This is a genomic window from Parafrankia sp. BMG5.11 (assembly GCF_004337455.1).
Window position 1 is genome coordinate 67,687 of record NZ_SJXI01000073.1, and the last position, 18,884, is coordinate 86,570.

Consider the following 18,884-nt stretch of genomic DNA (forward strand, 5'->3'; position numbering starts at 1 on the left):
AGAACCACAACGACGAGCCGAACGGCAGACATAGATGTATGACGAAGCACCGGCCTGGTACGAGGCCGCCATCGATACTCGTCCCGAGCGGCTGGAGACCGAGGTCGACGGGACGATCATCAGCTACCGGTGCTGGGGGCGGGTCGACGGTCCCGCAATCGTGCTGGTGCACGGCGGCGCGGCCCACGCGGGCTGGTGGGACCACATCGCGCCGCTGATCCCGGCCGAGTACCGGGTGGTGGCTCTGGACCTGTCGGGCCACGGTGACAGCGGACGCCGCGAGGAGTACTCGCTGAGCACGTGGGCATCCGAGGTCGTGGCGGTGATCGGCCACGCCGGGATCACGTCCCCGCCGATCATCATCGGGCACAGCATGGGCGGCTGGGTGACCATCACGACGGCCGCCGAGTACCCGGACCGCGTCGCCGGCATCGTCGTCGTCGACTCGCCGGTGAAGGAGTCGACCCCGGAGGAGCGCGCCGCCCGCGAGCGGACGGCCTTCGGCCCCCTGCGGGTGTACGCGACGGCGGCCGACGCGCTGGCGCGGTTCCGCACCGTCCCCGAGCAGCCGAACAGCCTTCCCTACATCATCGACCACATCGCCCGGAACTCCATCGGCGCGATGCTCGGCGGCTGGACGTGGAAGTTCGACCCGAACGTGTTCGGCAACCGGACGCCGTCCCCCGAGGTCCTGCGCAAGGTCCACTGTCGGGTCGCGCTGTTCCGCGCCGAGAACGGGCTGGTCACCCCGGACATCGGCGAGCTGATGTACAACCTGCTCGGCCGGGTCGCGCCGGTCATCGAGATCCCGCTCGCGGGACACCACGTGATGCTCGACCAGCCGCTGATGCTGGTCACCGGGATCCGCACCATCCTGGCCGACTGGGAGCACTCGTCCCCGCAGGAGCGCGCCGACTAGCGGGCCGGCCGGGGGCGCGGTTGCCACTCTCTGCCACATCCACGGTTAATCCGAGGTCGGGCGGGCATCCGGGTCTACACCGATCCGAATGGACACCGCCGGAGGGCGGGGTCAGGTCCGGTCGAGGAGGAGACGGCATGACCAGCACTTTCACCCGCCAGCCCACGACGTCGGCCCCAGCACCCCCCGCCGATCTCCCGGTCGCCCCGGGAGACGTCCCGACATCCCCGGACGGCGTCCCCGCCGACCAGGCCGGCATCCCGGGCCTTCCGCCCGATGCCACGGTGCAGACCACATCGCCGCGGATCACGCCGTCGACCCCCGCCACGGTGACGGAGCCGCGGCCGGCCTCAACCGGCCGCCTCGTCTCCGACGTCGCGACGGACGTCTCCACCCTGTTCCGCCAGGAGATCGCGCTCGCCAAGGCCGAGCTGCGCGAGGAGGCCACGAAGGCCGGCAAGGGCGCGGGGATGTTCGCCGGAGCCGGCGGGGCCGGCTACTTCGCGCTGCTCTTCGTCCTGCTCGCGGTGATGTTCGGGCTGGGCGAGGTCATGGCGCTGGGCTGGGCCGCGCTGATCGTCGGAGTGGTGCTCGCCGCGGTCGCCGCCGTCCTCGCCCTGCGCGGCCGCAGCACGGTCCGCAACGTGCACCCGGCGCCGACGCAGACAGTCGAGACGCTGCGCGAGGACGTCCAGTGGGCGCAGAGCCGCCGGCACTGATCCGCCGGTACCGATCCCGCCGGTACCGATCCGCCGGCGCTGAGCCCACCCCAACCGCTATCACCGACCAGCGACGGAAGACGTCCCAGGCCGACGTCCAGGCCGAGCCGACGTCCAGGCCGAAAGGAAGGCGCGCGTGACCAGCACAACACCTGATGAGATCCGGGCCGATATCGAGGCGACCCGCGCCCAGCTCGGCCATGACCTCGACGAGCTCTCCGACCGCGTCAGTCCGCACAAGGTCGCCGAGCGCACCGCCGCCGGGGTGAAGGACAAGGTCGCGGGGGCCGGCAGCGCGCTGAAGCCGAAGCTCGACGAGGCGGCCCTCCGGGCGCGCGGGAGCGCCGGACACGCGGCCGCCGTGGCGCAGGAGACGGCCCACCGTCAGCTCGACGCCCACCCGCAGGTGGCGGGCGCCCTCCATCGGACCACGGCGACCGCCGGCAGCGCGGTCACCATCGGTCGGGAGAAGGCGACGCAGACGGCCACCGCGGGGCGGGCGAAGGCGGGGGCGCTCGTCACGGCCGGGCGTGACCGGGCGCGGGAGAACCCGCGCGCGGCCGGCTCGGCCGCGGGCGGAGCGGCGGTCCTGGGCGTCGTGGCCGCCCTGGTCGCCCGCCGCCGCCGGCGGCGGCGCCGCGCCGGCGACATCTGATCACGACGGTTCCGGCGGCGCAGGCACCGCCGGGCCGGTGGCCACCGCCGATCCGGTTGTGGCTGAGGCTGCCGCGGCCGAACCGGTGGTGACAGCCGGGGTGGACGGCTCCGCGTCGGAGGTCGGGACGCGCGACACGGCGACGATGCCGTGCTGCCGCCGCAGCTCACGCAGCCGCGACTCCTGGTCTGCGCTGATCTCCTCCTCTGCGAGGCGCGCCTGCGCCGTGTCGGCCGTCCAGCGCACGGCGGTCTCGACGCCGTCACGGCGCAGCAGGTAGTCCTCCCAGCGCCCGGCGAGACGCGCCGCGACCACCGGGGCCAGATCGCGGCGCTCGCGGGCGGTGTGCCCGACCTGCAGCGCGTCGACCTCGGCGGAGGTCTCGTCCCGCCAGCGCTCGAGGCGCTCGCGCTGCCGGTAGGAGGTGCGGTCCAGACCACGCTTGAACAGCAGCGGGGCGAGGTCGATGCCGAGCAGGAGCAACGTCAGCAACAGGCGCCACACCAGGACGGAGCGGTCCTCGGTGGTCAGCCGCCAGAACGCCTTCTCCCGCATCAACAGGTCGTCGGCCGCGCCCGTCGTGGTCTGCACCGTGGCCGCGAAGTCGGAGCGCCTGGCCTTCTGCGCAGCCCGAAACTCGTCAAGATCACGTTGGGCGGCGTCGCGCAGCCGGGTGGCGTCGGTGACGGCGGCGGTAGCCGCGGCCAGCTCGGCCAGCTTGATCTGGTAGACCGGGCCGGCCCCGCCCAGGCAGGCCGGGCCACCGCCGGGCTGGCCACCGGTGAGCTGGCAGTTCACCTCCGCCGTCTTCACCTCGACGAGATCGTCGGCGGCGTCGAGGCCTTTCTGTTTCGCCGCGAGATCGGCCGTTCGGGCGGCGAGCTCGCTCTCCTGGTTCGCGTCCCACCCGGCCAGTAGGTGCCCGGCGTCCTCCTGCTGTATCTCGGCGACCCGGCTCGCGATCGAGGACTCGAAGATCCGGAGCAGTACCGTCTCCCCGACGATTACCGCCGCGCACACCGCGATGAACACGCGGACCGCCACGGAGAATCCAGCCCGGCCGGTTTCCACACCGCCGTCCGCGCCATAGCGGTACGGGGTCTGGGTCAGCAGGACGGACCGGTCGATGAAGAAGATGAACAGCGCGTAGAAGATGCCGAACGGCAGCGCCTGGAGGGTCCCGATGCCGAACCCGAGGGCCACCACCGTCGCCCCCGCACAGGTGGCAAGTGCCGCTGTCAGAAGCATCAGCGCGCCGGCCGTGACGAAACGGGCGCGCTCCGTCGGCGGGAGGAATTTCACCTGCGCACCGGCGAAGAATGCCAGCATGTCCCCGAAAGCCCGTACCGGGCCAGGACGACGTGGTCGTTCGCGGGAATGTTCGGAAGTCTGCGGTGAATCTGACACAGGCCCCCCGTCCAACCGGTACTTCACAGATTCGCGCAGCATTTTGCCGGGCGGATCTGGCGCCGCCGGTGACACCCCCGGGCAGCGCGGCAACGTTATCTCCCGGCCACCGTCCCCACAATTCATGGCTGAGAGCGGCGGCCCGGTGGGGCGGTCAACCGGATTTGTCGTGCCCGGGATAGTCTCGTTTTCGGCGGAGGTGCCGGCGCCGGCCGGGCCGAGTTTGGACGGAGTGAACGATGGCGCAGATCAGTGTCGAGGTGGAACGAATCGTCGGCGGCCCGCCGGAGCGGGTGCTGGCGCTGCTGGCCGACTACGCGGGGACACGGGCCGAGCTGTGGCCGGAAATGATCACCGACTACAAGGTGGTCGAGGGCGGGGAGGGCCCCGGCACCCGGATCACCTACCGGCTGCACGCCACCCGCAAGCGCGTCCGCGACGTGGACGCGGTGGTCACCGCCCCCGCCGCGGGCAGCCTGCTGGAGGCCGACCAGCGCTCCTCCCTGCGCACCCGCTGGCAGGTGCGCGCGGCCGGCGCCGGCGGCAGCACGGTCACCGCGCTGACCACCTGGGACGGCGCGAGCGGGGTCGGCGGGTTCTTCGAGAAGACCTTCGCCCCGATCGGCATCCGCAAGCTGAGCAACGCCGTCCTGGACGGACTGGAGACCCGGCTGCGCCCGCCGGCCTGACCAGGCGATCTCCCCACTGCCGGGGCCGGGGCCGGGCTACCCGGCCTCGGCCGCCGTGCCGTCCTCGGCGGTGCCGCGGACGGGCGCCGCGCCCCGGATCGCGGTATGCAGGCGGACCACGGTGCCGACCGGCGAGGAGCGGAGCTGGACGAGGTCACAGAGCTGATGGGCCAGCCACAGCCCCCGGCCGCCCTCGGAGTCCAGCTCCGGGATCCGCTGGCCGACCAGCGGGTCGAGCACCCGGCCGCGGTCGGCGACCTCGCAGATCAGGGTCGGCCCCTCCACCCAGATGCGCAGCCGGCCGATCCCGCCGCCGTGGCGCACGCTGTTGGTGACGATCTCGTGGATGGCCAGCCTCAGGTCGTCGACCCGGCTGTCGGGCACGCCGACCTCTCGGGCCCGGCCGACCACCACACGCCGCGCGGCAGACACGTCCCGCCCGGTGAAGCGCAGGCTGACGACCGCCTGGCCGGCCACTGCGGGCGCCGGCAGCCCCATCTCGAACGCCTCCGGCACCCCCGGCCCCAGCGGCGCGGACGCCGGTGCCCGGGTGCGGCCGAGCAGCGGGTCGGGCGCGGCGCGGTACGGGGCGCCGCCCCGGGCCGCGCCGTCGCCCAGCACCCGCGGATGGGTCCGCCACGCGGCGTCCACCACCGGCGCCGGTAGCGTGGCCGCGTCGTAGGCGCAGCGTAGCCGCAGCCCGGACGATGCCCCGAAGGCCAGATTGGCCAGTGATTCGCAGTGGTGGCACTCGGCTATCTCCGCCGGGCTCCGCCCGGCCCAGACCAGCTCGCCGAGGCCACGTGCGCGGGTTCCCCGGGCCCGGGCCTCGTCCAGAAAGGCCGACCAGGCCGGAATGACCCGGCCCGGATTTCGCCCGAATTCGGTGATGTCCAGAAAGGAGATCTTCGACACTATCGAGCCCAGCACGGACCGCAGCAGCCCGGCGTTGGCGGGCGTGACCGCGACCAGGACGGCCTCGTCACGCTGGACACCGGCCCGGACGAATTCCACCGCGCCGGCCAGGAAACCGGCCGGGCCGCGGTGGACGAGCGCCTCGTGAACGAATGCCACGGCTGGACCGACTTCCGGCCCGTGGGCGTCCCTCACGGTGTCCCCCCCGAATTCGATCAGTCATGACCCGGACCGCCGCCGGGGCGCCGTCATCGCGGCTCCAGGTCCCCCCGGCCCGAGCTGCGACGTCGTGAGCCCCGCACAGAACGTGACAGGCCAATCCGAAACACCATGACATGGTATGTCGACGGAAGAACACCGTATTGCGCTAAAGAGCCTGGGCATCGGCGGACGGACCGCCCGGCGGGTGTCCCCGGCGGGCACGACATCCGGGCGGGCGACCAGCGCCACGGCGGGGCCGCGCGGGCGTCCGGACCGGCACCGGGGCTCACCCCGACCGGCACCGGAGATCCGACGAGAGGGATTATCGGGAGTACCAACCCCCGGGTCCGAACCGTGGGGACGATGAGCACACAGGCAAAGGCGGTTGCGGATCGTGACGACGGTGTCCGTCTCGGAGACGGTGTCTGTCCAGGCGCGGATCGCCGCGGAGCTGGGCGTGCGCGAGGGGCAGGTGGCCTCGGCGATCGACCTGCTCGACGGCGGTGCGACAGTGCCGTTCATCGCCCGGTACCGCAAGGAGGTGACCGGCGCCCTCGACGACGCGCAGCTGCGAACCCTGGAGGAGCGGCTGCGGTACCTGCGGGAGCTGGCGGAGCGGCGGGCGGCGATCCTGGAGTCCATCCGGAGCCAGGGCAAGCTGGACGACGCCCTCGAGGCGCAGATCATGGCCGCCGACACCAAGGCCCGCCTCGAGGACATCTACCTCCCCTACAAGCCGAAGCGCCGGACGAAGGCGCAGATCGCGCGTGAGGCCGGGCTGGAGCCGCTCGCGGACGCGCTGCTGGCCGACCGCTCGCTCGACCCCCGGGCGGAGGCGGAGCGCTACGTCGACGCCGAGAAGGGCGTCGCGGATGCCACGGCCGCGCTCGAGGGCGCCCGTGCCATCCTGGTGGAGCGCTTCGCGGAGGACGCCGACCTGATCGGTGCCCTGCGCGAGCAGATGTGGTCCCGTGGTCATCTCGTCAGCCGGGTCCGCGAGGGCAAGGAGTCCGACGGCGCGAAGTTCGCCGACTACTTCGACTTCGCCGAACCGTTCACGAAGCTGCCGTCCCACCGGATCCTCGCGATGTTCCGCGGTGAGAAGGAGGAGATCCTCGACCTCACCCTGGAGCCGGACGCGCCCGCCGACCCGGCCGAGCCCCCGGCCCCCGGCCCCACCGACTACGAGCGGCGCATCGCCGAGCGTTTCGACATCGCCGACGCCGGCCGGCCGGCCGACCGCTGGCTGCTCGACGCGGTGCGCTGGGCGTGGCGGACGCGGGTCCTGGTCCATCTCGGCGTCGACCTCCGCATGCGGCTGTGGACGTCCGCCGAGGACACCGCGGTGCGCGTGTTCGCGGCGAACCTGCGTGACCTGCTGCTCGCCGCCCCTGCCGGGCAGCGGCGCACCATGGGCCTCGACCCGGGGTTCCGCACCGGCGTCAAGGTGGCGGTCGTCGACGCGACCGGGAAGGTCGTCGCCACCGACACGATCTACCCGCACGTCCCGGCCCGCCGCTGGGACGACTCGCTGGCCTCGCTGGCCCGGCTGTCCACCGAACACGGCGTCGAGCTGATCGCCATCGGCAACGGGACGGCCTCCCGGGAGACCGACAAGCTGGCCGACGACCTGATCCGCCGGCATCCCGAGCTGAAGCTGACCAAGGTGATGGTGTCGGAGGCCGGTGCCTCCGTGTACTCCGCCTCCGCCTACGCGTCCCAGGAACTACCCTCGATGGACGTCTCGCTGCGCGGCGCGGTGTCCATCGCGCGCCGCCTGCAGGACCCGCTCGCCGAGCTCGTCAAGATCGACCCCAAGTCGATCGGGGTCGGCCAGTACCAGCACGACCTGGCCGAGGCCAGGATGTCGTCCTCCCTGGACGCCGTCGTCGAGGACTGTGTGAACGCGGTCGGGGTGGACGTCAACACCGCCTCGGCGCCGTTGCTCTCCCGGGTCTCCGGCATCAGCGGCGGGCTGGCCGACAACATCGTCCGCCACCGTGACAGCAACGGCCCGTTCCGGTCGCGGACGGGGCTGCTGGACGTGGCCCGGCTGGGCCCGAAGGCGTTCGAGCAGTGCGCCGGCTTCCTGCGCATCACCGGCGGCGACGACCCGCTGGACAGCTCCAGCGTGCACCCGGAGTCCTACCCGGTAGTCCGGCGGATCCTGACGGTGACCGGTGGCGACCTGCGCGCGCTGATCGGCGACACGAAGACACTGCGCTCGCTCAAGCCCACCGAGTTCGTCGACGACACGGTCGGCCTGCCGACGGTGACCGACATCCTCGCCGAGCTGGAGAAGCCCGGCCGCGACCCGCGGCCGGCGTTCCGGACGGCCGAGTTCACCGAGGGCGTCGAGACCCTCGCCGACCTGGTGCCGGGCATGATCCTCGAGGGCGTGGTGACCAACGTCGCCGCGTTCGGTGCCTTCGTCGACATCGGCGTGCACCAGGACGGCCTCGTCCACGTCTCGGCGATGTCGAAGAACTTCGTCAGCGACCCCCGTGAGGTCGCCAAGCCCGGGGACATCGTGCGGGTGAAGGTCCTCGACGTCGACATCCCGCGCAAGCGGATCTCACTCACACTGCGCCTCGACGACGAGCCGGGCGCGGCGGACGCCGGCGGCGGGCAGAGCGGCCAGGGCGGTGAGCGGCGCGCGGGCCGCGGCGGCCGCGGCGGGCAGAACCGCGGTGGCGCCGGTGGCGCCGGCCGGAGCCAGGAGCGCGACGGCGGGCAGCCCGCCGACCAGCAGGGCGGCCGGCAGGCGGCAGCGGCCGGCGGCGGGCAGCCGGCCGGCGGCCAGCCCGGAGGCGGGCGTGGCGGTCCGGGGCAGCGGGGCGGCCCCGGCCAGCGCGGTGGTCCGGGCCAGCGCGGTGGTCCGGGCCAGCGCGGCGGCGGTGGCGGTGCGGGTCAGCGCGGCGGTGCCGGTGCCGCGGGTGGCGGTCAGCGCGGTGGCGGCGGTGGCCAGCGCGGCGCCGGTCACCGCGGCGGGCGGACCGACGGGGCCATCGCCGACGCACTGCGCCGCGCCGGTCTGGTGACCGGCGACGAGGTCACCCTCGGCGGAAAGCAGGACGACAGCCGGGACAGCCGCCGCCGCGGGCGCCGATAGCCGCGCGCCGGCCCCGCCGGCTCGATCAACACGAGCCGGCGGGGCCGGCCTGGATGAACCGGTCGGAGACCACGAAGGTGGCGAAGTCGGCGTACTGGTCGACGGGGCTGGCCCAGCTCAGGTCATCGCCGCCGAAGAAGGTGGAGAAGAAGACGCCCTCGATACGCAGTGCCGGCGTGCTGCGGTAGAAAAGGCCGTCCTGGTGGAAGACCTCACTACCGTCGACCCAGACGGTCACCGATCCGTCCGCCAGCTGCGGGCTGTTCAGGCGGACGCGCTGCTGAATGGCCACCCACCGCCCCGGGACGAATTTCCAGCTCCCCAGGCCGAGTGTCGTACCGTAATCTTTCGAGCGTGGAAGGTAGGCGTACACCTGCCCTTTTCCGCCGGCCCGCCACATGTATCGGGTGGAGAATCCGTTCGTGCCGTCCGGAGTGTTTCCGCCGGCCACGTGGGTGCCACCGAAGAATCCTGGGAGCTTGCCGCCCCTGGCGAACTGGAAACCATCCTGGAACCGGACTCGGTAGCTCAGATAGAGGTCGTCGGCGGGACCGTCACGAAACTGGAGATAGACCTGGGCACCGCCGGAAGGGGCCCCGTCATGCTCGACGGAGAGCTGGCTGGCCGAACCCTTCGGATAACGGACCCGGCTGTGCTTCCAGGCACAGCCCGCCTCCGGCAGCTCCACGGTGACGTCGTCCAGGCCGAAGGCGCCCCGCCGGCGCATGATCAGCTCATCGCCGAAGAAGCTCTGCAGGTGCGGGGGCATCGGCGGCGCCGCCGGGGTGTTCAGTCCGTTCACCGCGGGCACCTCCGGCTCCGGCCGGCGCTCGTCCGGACCGGTGGTGCAGCCCACGGCGCCGCCCGCTCCCAGCAGCGCCGCCAGAAAAACGCCTCTTCGCGACAGTACGCTCACCGCTGTTCTCCCCGACCCGCATTCCGCCCACCTGGCTTATCGCCGGTAATTACGCGTGTCGGCTCGCGGCACCGATCCCCCGGCGGCGAGGACCACGAATTCCAGGTGGTCCGCGCCGGCATAAAGTCTAGACCGCGCGCGACCGGTACCCGGGTATGGCGACGGCCGGCGCGGCGATCCGTGCCGGCCGGCCGTCGGGCGTCCGGGGCCGTTTCAGCTCATCCGGCCAGCCGGACCAGTTCCGACCCCAGGTACGACGCCAGGGTGGTGGAGTACGTACCGGTGATGTGGCTCTTGTCGTAATAGACGACCGTGTCGCCGATGATTGGCGGACACTGTTCCTTCGCGCACAGCCACGGCACGGGATCGACCAGCATCGCCCCGCCGTCGCGGGCGCCCTGGTTCTCGATGGCCCGCTGCGGTTCGGTCAGTTTCGCGTCGGAGACCCGCACAACACACCGGCGGATGTTCGACGGATTCCTGGCAAGGCAGTCCGGAACGTCGAATCCCGGGTAGGGCGTGTCCGAGATGAACACGACCTTGGCCCCGGTCGAGCGCAGCGTGCGCACGGCGCTCGCCATCCCGCCGGCGCCCACCCGGATAGCCTCCGTCCGCGCCTCGGAACCGACGACGATCAGGTCCGGGTCGAGCGCGCCGATCCTGGCGAGGGCCTCCGCCCGCCAGGTGTTGCACTCGGTGTAGACCCGTTTCAGTGTCTCCAGCACGAAGTCCGGGTAGTCGGCCGGCGGGCAGCCGCCCTTCGTGTAGGGGATCAGCCGCCAGCCGCGTTCGCGGCTGACCTTGTTCATCGCGTTGAACCACTGGTTCGCGTGCGAGTCGCCGAACAGGACGACCGTCCGACGGCCGTTCGGGTCCCCGTAGGCGCAGTCGGTGGGAGTGCTGGCGGTGATCGCCGCGTAGCACCTGTTCGCCTTGTAGTCGAGTGGGACCTGTTCCAGCGACGGCCGCAGCCCCGCCGGCAGCCCCGGCAGGTCCAGCGACTGCTCGATCACCCGGGACAGAGCGGTGGACGCTCCCACGGTTCCCGCCGTTCCCGCTGTTCCCCCGGCTCCGGGCGCTCCCGCCGCGACATCGGCCGGGCCGGGGATCGGCGCCACACCGCCCGTGGTGGGGATGGCCGCGACCTGGCCCACGCCGAGCGCGACCGCAACCGCGGCGCCGGCCAGGCAACCACCGAGGCCAAGGCCGACCGCCGGCCGACGGACCAGCACCGACCGGGCCCGGATCGGGTTCTCGACCGCGTAGTAGGTGAGCGCGGCCAGGACCAGCGACCCCAGCACGGCGGCGACCTTCCCGCCCGTGCCGAGCGGTGCCCCGGAGGCCTCAGGCCAGAGCACCAGCACCGGCCAGTGCCACAGGTACCACGAGTAGCTGAGGCGGCCCGCCACCTGTAGCGGCCACCGGCGCAGCAGCAGCTCGGCGCCCCGGCGCGGCGCGGCACACCCGCCGGCGATCACGAGCGCCGAGCCCGCGACCGGCAGCAGCGCCGCCAGCCCCGGGTACTGCGTGCCCTCGTCGAACCGCGCCGCGGCGAGCAGGATCCCCAGCAGGCCCAGCCAGCTCAGCTGGGACGACAGCGCGCGGGGCATCCGGGCGAACGCGGGCGCGCCGAGCGCGACCAGCGCCCCCGCCGCCAGCTCCCACGCCCGGGTGTGGCTCCCGAAGTAGGCCCACGGCGCCGACCGCGGGGTGAGCAGCACGCTGAGCGCCAGCGAGCCGCCGAACACCGCGACGAACACGGCGAACACTCGCCCGGTGCGGACCGGCCCGGTGCGGCCCCGGCGCCAGCCGCCGGCGATCACCGTGGTCACGGCCACCAGCACCAGCGGCCACAGGGCGTAGAACTGCTCCTCGACGGCGAGGGACCAGAAATGCTGGAACGGCGACGGCGGCCCGTCCGCCCGCAGGTAGTCCGTCCCGGCCTGGGCGAGCCGGATGTTGATCGCCGACACGGCGGAGAACGCCGCGTCCACGCTGATCGAGTGGAGGCGCAGTGGTGACGCCCACCGCCAGGCGGCCACCATCGTCGCGACGATGACCACCGTCGCCGCCGGGACGATCCGCCGCGCCCGTCGGGCGTAGAAGCCTCGCAGCGAGATCCGCCCGTGGCCGGCCCGCTCCGTGAGCAGCTGCCTGGTGATGAGGAAGCCCGAGATCACGAAGAAGACGTCCACGCCGACGAACCCGCCGGCGACGGCGAGCCCGGAGTGGCCGAGCACGACCAGGACCACCGCGACCGCGCGCAGCCCCTCGATATCCGGTCGGAACTTCCTGACCCTGGTGTCCCCGCCGGCCGAGGCCGGCGGGGACACCAGGGTCGACGTGTCGCCGACCGTCGGGGTGGCCTCAACCGTGGTCAAGTCAGACTCCGCCGCCCAGCACCGGACGGCCGACCGCCCTCGACCGACGCCGGCGGGCGAGTCCGGTGAAGCCGCTGAGCAGGACCAGCACGAGCGGCACCGACGCCCAGATCCCGACGAGCACCCGCGGGCGCCACTGGTCGCCGTTGTCGCGCAGCGTGTTCCCGCCCAGGCTGATGCCCTGCGTCGCGAGCTGGTTGTCGACGATCGTGTTGCTCCGTACCCGGATGTTCTCCCCGCCGCCGCGGACGTGCAGGCCCACCCGGTTGCCGGTGATCGTGTTCTGCTCGACGACGTTGTCCGGCGAGGAGGCGAGCACGATGCCGTCACCGCGGTTGCCGCTGGCGGTGTTGCCGACGATGCGGTTCCCGGTGCTCGAGGCGTCCATCATGATGCCGTTGAGCCTGTTGTCCCGGGTGATGTTGCCCGCCACGACGCCGCCGGTCACGAAGTCGGAGAAGATGATGCCGTGCCGGCCGTTGCGCTCGCTGACGTTGTTGCGCACCGAGATCCCGGTCGAGTAGCTGTGCGGGTCGACACCGTAGAGCGTGTTGTCGTGGAACCAGTTCTGCTCTATGGCCACGTCACGGGCATGGTCCGTGTACGTCCCGATGAAGCTGTGGTCGACCTCGGAGTGGGTCATGCTTCCGGTGGAGCGGTCCGACCAGGAGACGCCGTAGGAGCTGTTCCAGTCCCGTCCGAGATAGCTCAGGTGGCTGCGGGTGATGGTGAGGGTCGCCGCGTTCGTGGCGACCACGAACGGCCGCCGCTCGTCGACGCTCAGCTGTTGCAGGTCGTCACTCGTCGTGCTCGGGCGGACGGCGACGCCGTCCAGCGCCAGCCGGCCGCCGTCGACGCCCAGCAGCACGCCGCGCCGGACCTCGAGCACCAGCTCGGAGACCGGAGCCGTGATCGTGAGCGACGCCCCGGGCGAGACGACCAGCGCCGTCGACAGGGTGACCCGGCCGCGGCCGTCGTATCCGGCCCAGGACGGGTCGTCGACCTTCTCGACGACGTCCAGCAGGCCGGTGACCGGGCGCTGCAACGGGACGACGCGCTCCGGCCGGCCGCCGGCGAGCAGCGTGATCGCGTCGGGCCCCACCGCGATGCCGCGGATCTCCGGTGACGGGCTGGTCCGCGCGTCGACGGTGTTGGGCGGCAGCCCCAGGATCACGTTGCTGAGCGGGTCGTAGGACGGCGTGTAGGCGTGCCGGTGGAAGAACTCGGTGGTCGAGGTCAGCTCCCGGTAGTCACGGCCGACGGTCACGCTCAGCGTGACCGCGCTCAGCGCCGTCATCACGGCCAGCAGGAGGTGGACACCGCGGCGGCGGGACCGTTCGCGCCGGGCGCGGGCGGCCGCCGTCACCGCCGCCCGCTCGGCCGGCACGCTCCCCGGCTGCCGAACGGGCACCGCGGTCGGCAGGGTCACCGTGTTGGCGGTGCTCGCCGTCACGCCCGCCGGGCCGGGCTGGTGCGGTGCGTGGGGCGTGTGCAACCCGAGAGGTGGCTCATGAGGTGGCTGAGGAGGATGGGGAGGGTAGGGCTGGCGGGTCGGGCGGGTCGTCATCGGTTGCCCTCCCCCACGACGGACGCGGGCACGCGGCCCCCGCCGGCCACGGCCTCGTCGTCCCGGGCGGTGCCGGTGGTGCCGTCGCCGTCCCGGTCCCGGTCGCGCTGGCGCTGGCCGCTGGTGGCCGCGGTCTTGGCGATGACCTCGAAGCTGCGCGGGTTCCCCATGTAGAGCGTCGCGACGAGCGCGACGATCGTGAACGTCGCCGTGACAGGCGCCAGGACGACGGCGGCGAGGCTCTGCAGGACGCGGTTCGTCCAGAATCTCGCGCTGCTCACCCCGGGCTGGCGCAGGCCGGCGTTGACCCAGCCGCTCAGCCCGAAGTTCACCAGCCAGACCGCCAGCGAGCACCAGAAGAGCGAATGCGCCCAGCCCGCCACCTCGATCGTGTCCGTGAGGATCAGGACGACCGCCGAACCCGACGCGAGAAACGTGAACAGGCTGAGGAAGTACCGCACCGCGATTCTGATCGCGGCGCCGAGCGGGAGCACGTCGCGGTTCACGATGGCGTGGATGTTGCCCCACATCCACCGGCGGCGCTGCTTGAAGTAGGCCTGCCACGTCCACGGGGAGGTGAGCTGGATGTACTCGTGGAAGAAGCCCCAGCGCAGACCGGCCGCCGCCGCGTTGCAGCCGAAGGTGAGATCCTCGGAGGCGAAGATCCGCCAGTCCCAGGTGACCGTCCGCTCGGTGTGGCCGGTGATGGTGAGGCCCTCCCCGTGGACGAACAGCGGCCGCCCGAGGATTCCCTGGAAGGAGGAGCAGTAGGTCATGCAGTTGTGGAACCGCAGGTCATCGATGTGGCTCAGGATGAAGTGCGCGAACGGCCCGCTGCCGTAGTCGATGCGCGGGGCCGTCACGCCCTGGCAGATGTCGTAGTCGGCCGCGTAGGCGGTCTCGAGGTACTCCCACGTCGGAGACGTGTCGTCATCGAGAAACGTGATCTTTGTATCGGCCGTGTCGTAGCCGAGATGCTGGCGGACGATCCGGCTGAACTCCAGGGCACGCGCCTTGTACTGGGCCACGCAGGTGAAGTCGGTGGGCACCGTGATGACCCGGTCCGCCTCGGGGTAGATGTCGCCGTTTCCGGGCTCGTTGGTCACCCAGATCTCGTAGTTCATCGTCATCGGGAACGAGCGGATCTCCCGGATGATCTCGTTGACCCGGTCCTGTTCCCGGCCGACGGTGGTGATCTGGATAATGTATCTCGAGAAGAGATCCCGGTTCTGCCGGAAGGTCGTGTGGAACCACCACTCACCCGCGGCAAGAATGAAGATCTCGATCATGGGCCGGAGGAAGGCCACGAGCAACAGCCAGGGCAGCAGGGTGCTCATCGGGGCGCACCTTCCGTCGCCTCGACGCCACGGGAGTCCCGCGGCTGCCGTGGAAACCGGTCGGGCGACCAGAGCGCACGGGCGGAGGCCAGCCCCGGCCCCGGTTCGGTGGCGCCGCCACCGAACCCGTCACCGAACCCGTTGCCGGACCTGTCCCCGAGCGAGTCAGCGGCTCGCCCGCCAACCAGCTCGGCGACCCGCTCGCCGCTCACGGCGCCGTCGGCGGCCGCGCGGTCGACGAAGCGGCTGTTCATCTCGATGACCGACCGCAGAATCGGCATGTCCACGCCGACACCGGCGGCGAACCCGAGGAAGGCCATGGTGTCCTTCGGCAGGCAGACACCCCCGTACGGCGCGCCGCCCCTGGTCCCGTAGGCGGGGTTGAAGGACGCCTCGGCCGACCGCGAGACCGTCTCGGACACCGCCCCGAGGTCGATCTGAAGACGCTCTGCGACTACGTGCATCTCGTTCCAGAACGAGATCTTCGTGGCGTTGAAGATGTTGTGCGCACACTTGACGAACTCGGCGGTCGTCGGGTCATCGAAGATCCTCATAGTCCCCCCGAAAGGCGCGAAAAGCTCCGCGAGGCGCTCCCGGACCCGCCGGTTACGAGCCCCGATGACGGTCATCCACGGCCAGCGGAAGTCCTCGGCGGCCGACGAGGCGCGCAGGAACTCCGGATTGCTGGCCAGCAGGAACCCGCTGCCCTGACGCAGCCCGGACTCCTGCTCCAGCAGCGGGCCCACCAGCCCCTCGGTCGTGCCCGGATCGACGGTGCTGCGAACAACCACGGTGTGCACGGCGGACGTCTCGCGCAGGGCTCGGCCGAGGCCGCGGGTACCGGCCACGAACGCCGTGAGGTCGTAGCGGCTGCCGGCGTTCGGTGTCGGCAGGGTGAGAAAGACGAGGGAGTCGCCCTCCGATCTCAGGTCGATCTCGGGCCGCGCGTCCAGGCCGATCTCGTTCAGGAATGCGACTCGCTCCGGTGAGACGTCGATGAACGTGACCCGGTGCCCGGCGTCGAGCAGCCCCCTCCCGGTGGCTGTTCCCACGACTCCGGATCCGACGACAAAGATTCGCATCTTCTTCAGCTCCTTGGGGCGCGCTCAGGGCATGGTCGGCCCGGGCGGCGTCGAGCGGGCGCGGACGATGACGTCCGAGAATCCGCGCGTAGGGCGACGGAGAGCCGTCCCGGTCCGCGCGGCGTTGTCGGGGAGTCCGCGTCCCGGTCGGGATGCGCGGACTCGTGAGCCTCGGGCTTTGCGCCCGGTGATTCTCTAAACGATTAGGCGGCGTCGCCGTGGCCGGTCCCGACCGGCCCGCGCTCCGGTGTCCGCCGACCCGCGGCCGGGTGGAGTACGGACGAGGACGCATGTCGTGATGCCCGCGAACGGCGGCGGACCGCCGTTCCCCCCGGGCACGCTCGCGGACACGGACACAATGCCGTCCGCACGCTGCGTTGCCATAACTACTGTTTCCCCCAGTGGTTCGCGGCCGGACCCCGGAACCGACCCCCCAGACACGTTTACCGATCGATGATTACCCCAGAACAGAGCATCCCCAAATACCCCGTCCAAGTGCGGAAGAGTAGCCGATCGGCGCGTGGTTCGCCGCAGAAGGCCGACACCGGGCGTGTTACGCGGGACGACCTTGAAGCGAATTCAGCCACAGAATTACGCGACAGCAGTGCGGCCGGAACGGCCGTTCATCCCTTTCCTGGCGATCCAGGAACTATCTCCGTTCGGGAACCCGTCCGCACTGTGCCGATATCGTGCTCTTCGCCCGACATGCACCCCTTCTCCGGAACGGCGCCGCCCGGCGGCACGGGACGGCGCCGCCGGGGTGTCAGAGGTACAGGCCGGTGTGGCCGTCGCGCTCCGGGGTGGTCGCGGGCATCCGTCCGTCACGAAGGGCGAACAGCTCGGCCAGGGTCGCGGACATCCCGACCCCGGCGTCCGCCGCCGTCCCGAGCCAGGCGAGCGCCTCCTCGCGTGGGAGCGGCCCGACCTCGACCTGGGCGAGGCAGCGGCCCGGCCGCACGATCGCGGGGTGCAGCCGCGCCAGCGGCTCGTTGGTGGTGACCGCGACCAGGACGTCCCGGCCCTGCCCGACCAGACCGTCGGTGAGGTTGAGCAGCCTGGACAGCGCCTGGCCGGAGACGCTGCGGGCGTCGCCGCGCAGCAGCTCGTCGCAGTCCTCGATCACCAGCAGACGCCAGCGGCGCCGGGACGAGTCCTCCGTGCCGCCGCCCGCCGCCCCGCCGCCCGCCGACACTCCGCCCGCCGACACTCCGCCGGCGCCGGGGCTGCCGGGGCCGGCAGCCGCGTCCGCGGTGCCCGCCGGAACCGCCGCGGCCGCGTCCGTGGTGTCCCCGTCGGCCGCCTGGTCGGCTTCCGCGGTGGAGTCCGACGCCGCGTCACCGAGCGCCAGGCTGGTCCCCTCGGCCGGGCCCTCGTCGTCCGTGTCGTCCGACCCGATCGCCACCTCCATGAGGTAGCCGGGGTCACCGAAGAGCGCCTCCGGGTCGAGCACGCAGTCGACCTGGCACCAGCTCCGCCACTCGTGCGCGAGCGCGCGCAGGATCGTCGTCTTGCCGGTTCCCGCCGGCCCGTGCAGGAGGATCAGCCGGCCGACCAGGCTCTCCGGGCGCATGGCCATCAGATGGTCCAGCGGCGCCAGCGTGGTCTCCGCGTAGTTGCGCCGGATCGACCGCCAGGCGGTCGTCGCGGCCCGCCGGATGATCCTCGTCGGCCCGCGCTGGGTGGAGAGGTACCAGAAGCCCATGGTCACGGTGCCCTCGCCGACGGACTCCGCCGTCGCCTGGCGCACCACGCCGTCGAGCACCGTCCGGGCGAGCTCCTCGCTGACCGCCGTCACCAGGACCTCGGCGCTGCCGCCGCGCCAGCGCACCGCGCGGACCGTCCAGCCGTCACCGGTCGCCAGCCGCGAGTCACGGGCGTCCTCGACCACGGTCCGCACGACCTCGGCGTCGACCGGCAGCAGGCTCGCGCCGGGCTTGAGCCGGTCGATGCGCGCGCTGCGGGCCCAGGGCTGGTCTCCCTTGGTGAAGGGGCCGAGCGCGAGCGCGTCGACGACGTCGTAGGGGGTGTCCGAATCGTCGAGGGCGACGACGAAGGGCAACCCCGCCGGGAGCCGGCCGGAGCGCTCACCCCTCACACGATCGCCGTTGGACGAGGAACCCTGCCGCGGAATGGACACGAGACAGATACTCGGTGACGAGTGCTCCTGACACCACCTGGTTCCTCCATTCCGTCGCGGAAGGTGGTGGGAGGCGCCCGGCACACCGCGTCATGGCGGGTCTCGGAATCGAGCCCGCATGGCCTCCCGCCGCGTACCCGATGGTCCTCTCCGCGGCGGGAGGTCCCCGGCCTGACCGTCAGTACCCGTGTGGGTACCACGCAGGAGCCACCGGGTGGCTACGGCCGGGCACCGGGCCCGGGGACGTCCGGCGCCTCGGCACCAGGCTCGGGTGGCTCCGGAGGCCCGAACCTGGCCACCTCGAGCACGGCCCGCAGGAGGTCGAGGAGACGGTCCCATCCGACGAGGAGGGCGGCGGTGTTCTCGCCGGTGACGGGGTCCGACGCGAGCAGGTGCAGGGTCTTCACCACGGCGTAGAGGTACTGCGGGCGCGGGCGCCAGACGGTGAGCTGCGGATAGGTCTCGTCCAGCGCCTGGTGCAGGACGCGGCGCAGCGGCGTGTCGGGGCGCCGCCGAGCCGGGTCGGTGTGATGGAGGATGGTCACCACGGCGTCGATCTCGTCCACGTCCGGCAGCCACATCCCGGCACGCAGCGCGGTCTCGGCCTCGGCGAGGGCCTCGTCCACCGCTGCCACCGGGTCGCCACCGCCGTCGGGCACGGGCGGCGGCGCCCAGTCGTCGTCGTCATCGGTCACCTCACTACCGTCTCTCAACGAAGCCACGATGGGACACGGGGTGATCGGATACACAGTGCCGCCGCGTGGTGGGAGACGCGGCGGAAGACATCGGGAGGCACGATGCGGGGGACCCCGTCCGGCCGGAAGGCCTCTACCTTCCGGTGACAACC

General features: G+C 72.2%; 14 protein-coding genes. 5 read left to right on the forward strand and 9 right to left on the reverse strand.

Going from position 1 to position 18,884, the window contains the following annotated elements:
* The first annotated feature begins 34 nt into the window (after nucleotides 1-34).
* The 3 genes from E0504_RS37975 (at nucleotide 35) to E0504_RS37985 (ending at nucleotide 2,293) form a co-directional block, all read left to right on the forward strand.
* Nucleotides 35-919 carry an alpha/beta fold hydrolase gene (locus E0504_RS37975; protein ID WP_112106496.1) on the forward strand — a complete coding sequence of 295 codons (885 nt, stop codon included), beginning with the start codon at nucleotides 35-37 and terminating at the stop codon, nucleotides 917-919.
* Between the two features lie 137 nt (nucleotides 920-1,056).
* Nucleotides 1,057-1,638: a phage holin family protein gene (locus E0504_RS37980; RefSeq protein ID WP_071059775.1), complete on the forward strand. Its 582-nt coding sequence runs from the start codon at nucleotides 1,057-1,059 to the stop codon at nucleotides 1,636-1,638.
* A gap of 136 nt (nucleotides 1,639-1,774) precedes the next feature.
* On the forward strand, nucleotides 1,775-2,293 hold the full coding sequence (locus tag E0504_RS37985) for a DUF3618 domain-containing protein (protein WP_112106498.1): 519 nt from the start codon (nucleotides 1,775-1,777) through the stop codon (nucleotides 2,291-2,293).
* Here the strand turns inward: E0504_RS37985 and E0504_RS37990 are convergent, their stop codons facing one another.
* The gene (locus E0504_RS37990) at nucleotides 2,294-3,622 is read right to left on the reverse strand and encodes a DUF4407 domain-containing protein (protein ID WP_243657801.1); all 1,329 of its coding nucleotides are present in this window, start codon (nucleotides 3,620-3,622) and stop codon (nucleotides 2,294-2,296) included.
* A 317-nt stretch (nucleotides 3,623-3,939) separates the two neighbouring features.
* Here E0504_RS37990 and E0504_RS37995 point away from each other — a divergent pair, with 317 nt between their 5' ends.
* Nucleotides 3,940-4,389, forward strand: a complete 450-nt coding sequence (locus E0504_RS37995) for an SRPBCC family protein (RefSeq protein WP_020464077.1) — start codon at nucleotides 3,940-3,942, stop codon at nucleotides 4,387-4,389.
* 36 nt (nucleotides 4,390-4,425) lie between these two features.
* Here the strand turns inward: E0504_RS37995 and E0504_RS38000 are convergent, their stop codons facing one another.
* Complete coding sequence (locus E0504_RS38000) at nucleotides 4,426-5,463, reverse strand: sensor histidine kinase (protein WP_235014017.1); 1,038 nt, start codon at nucleotides 5,461-5,463, stop codon at nucleotides 4,426-4,428.
* 436 nt (nucleotides 5,464-5,899) lie between these two features.
* Between E0504_RS38000 and E0504_RS38005 the strand changes: the two genes are divergently transcribed.
* Complete coding sequence (locus E0504_RS38005) at nucleotides 5,900-8,617, forward strand: Tex family protein (RefSeq protein WP_165938742.1); 2,718 nt, start codon at nucleotides 5,900-5,902, stop codon at nucleotides 8,615-8,617.
* Between the two features lie 25 nt (nucleotides 8,618-8,642).
* Here the strand turns inward: E0504_RS38005 and E0504_RS38010 are convergent, their stop codons facing one another.
* The 7 genes from E0504_RS38010 to E0504_RS38040 all read right to left on the reverse strand — a co-directional run bounded on the left by E0504_RS38010 (nucleotide 8,643) and on the right by E0504_RS38040 (nucleotide 18,732).
* Nucleotides 8,643-9,533, reverse strand: a complete 891-nt coding sequence (locus E0504_RS38010) for a polysaccharide lyase (protein WP_112106502.1) — start codon at nucleotides 9,531-9,533, stop codon at nucleotides 8,643-8,645.
* Nucleotides 9,534-9,751: 218 nt separating this feature from the next.
* Nucleotides 9,752-11,914, reverse strand: coding sequence for an acyltransferase family protein (locus E0504_RS38015; RefSeq protein WP_243657802.1), 2,163 nt, complete (start codon nucleotides 11,912-11,914; stop codon nucleotides 9,752-9,754).
* A gap of 1 nt (nucleotide 11,915) precedes the next feature.
* Complete coding sequence (locus E0504_RS38020; RefSeq protein ID WP_235014019.1) at nucleotides 11,916-13,367, reverse strand: NosD domain-containing protein; 1,452 nt, start codon at nucleotides 13,365-13,367, stop codon at nucleotides 11,916-11,918.
* 110 nt (nucleotides 13,368-13,477) lie between these two features.
* A complete protein-coding gene (locus E0504_RS38025; RefSeq protein ID WP_112106504.1) occupies nucleotides 13,478-14,818 on the reverse strand; it encodes a glycosyltransferase family 2 protein in 1,341 nt (446 codons plus the stop codon).
* The gene (locus E0504_RS38030) at nucleotides 14,815-15,900 is read right to left on the reverse strand and encodes a UDP-glucose/GDP-mannose dehydrogenase family protein (protein WP_112106505.1); all 1,086 of its coding nucleotides are present in this window, start codon (nucleotides 15,898-15,900) and stop codon (nucleotides 14,815-14,817) included. The genes E0504_RS38025 and E0504_RS38030 overlap by 4 nt, the downstream gene beginning before the upstream one ends.
* A 763-nt stretch (nucleotides 15,901-16,663) precedes the next feature.
* Nucleotides 16,664-17,995 carry a DUF5925 domain-containing protein gene (locus E0504_RS38035; RefSeq protein WP_112106506.1) on the reverse strand — a complete coding sequence of 444 codons (1,332 nt, stop codon included), beginning with the start codon at nucleotides 17,993-17,995 and terminating at the stop codon, nucleotides 16,664-16,666.
* 260 nt (nucleotides 17,996-18,255) lie between these two features.
* Nucleotides 18,256-18,732: a hypothetical protein gene (locus E0504_RS38040; protein WP_071059782.1), complete on the reverse strand. Its 477-nt coding sequence runs from the start codon at nucleotides 18,730-18,732 to the stop codon at nucleotides 18,256-18,258.
* Nucleotides 18,733-18,884: the final 152 nt, after the last annotated feature.

Coding starts and splice junctions, on each gene's coding strand:
- E0504_RS37975 (WP_112106496.1), top strand. CDS start 35: ATGTATGACGAAGCACCGGCCTGGTACGAGGCCGCCATCGATACTCGT.
- E0504_RS37980 (WP_071059775.1), top strand. CDS start 1,057: ATGACCAGCACTTTCACCCGCCAGCCCACGACGTCGGCCCCAGCACCC.
- E0504_RS37990 (WP_243657801.1), bottom strand. CDS start 3,622: ATGCTGGCATTCTTCGCCGGTGCGCAGGTGAAATTCCTCCCGCCGACG.
- E0504_RS37995 (WP_020464077.1), top strand. CDS start 3,940: ATGGCGCAGATCAGTGTCGAGGTGGAACGAATCGTCGGCGGCCCGCCG.
- E0504_RS38025 (WP_112106504.1), bottom strand. CDS start 14,818: ATGAGCACCCTGCTGCCCTGGCTGTTGCTCGTGGCCTTCCTCCGGCCC.
- E0504_RS38030 (WP_112106505.1), bottom strand. CDS start 15,900: ATGCGAATCTTTGTCGTCGGATCCGGAGTCGTGGGAACAGCCACCGGG.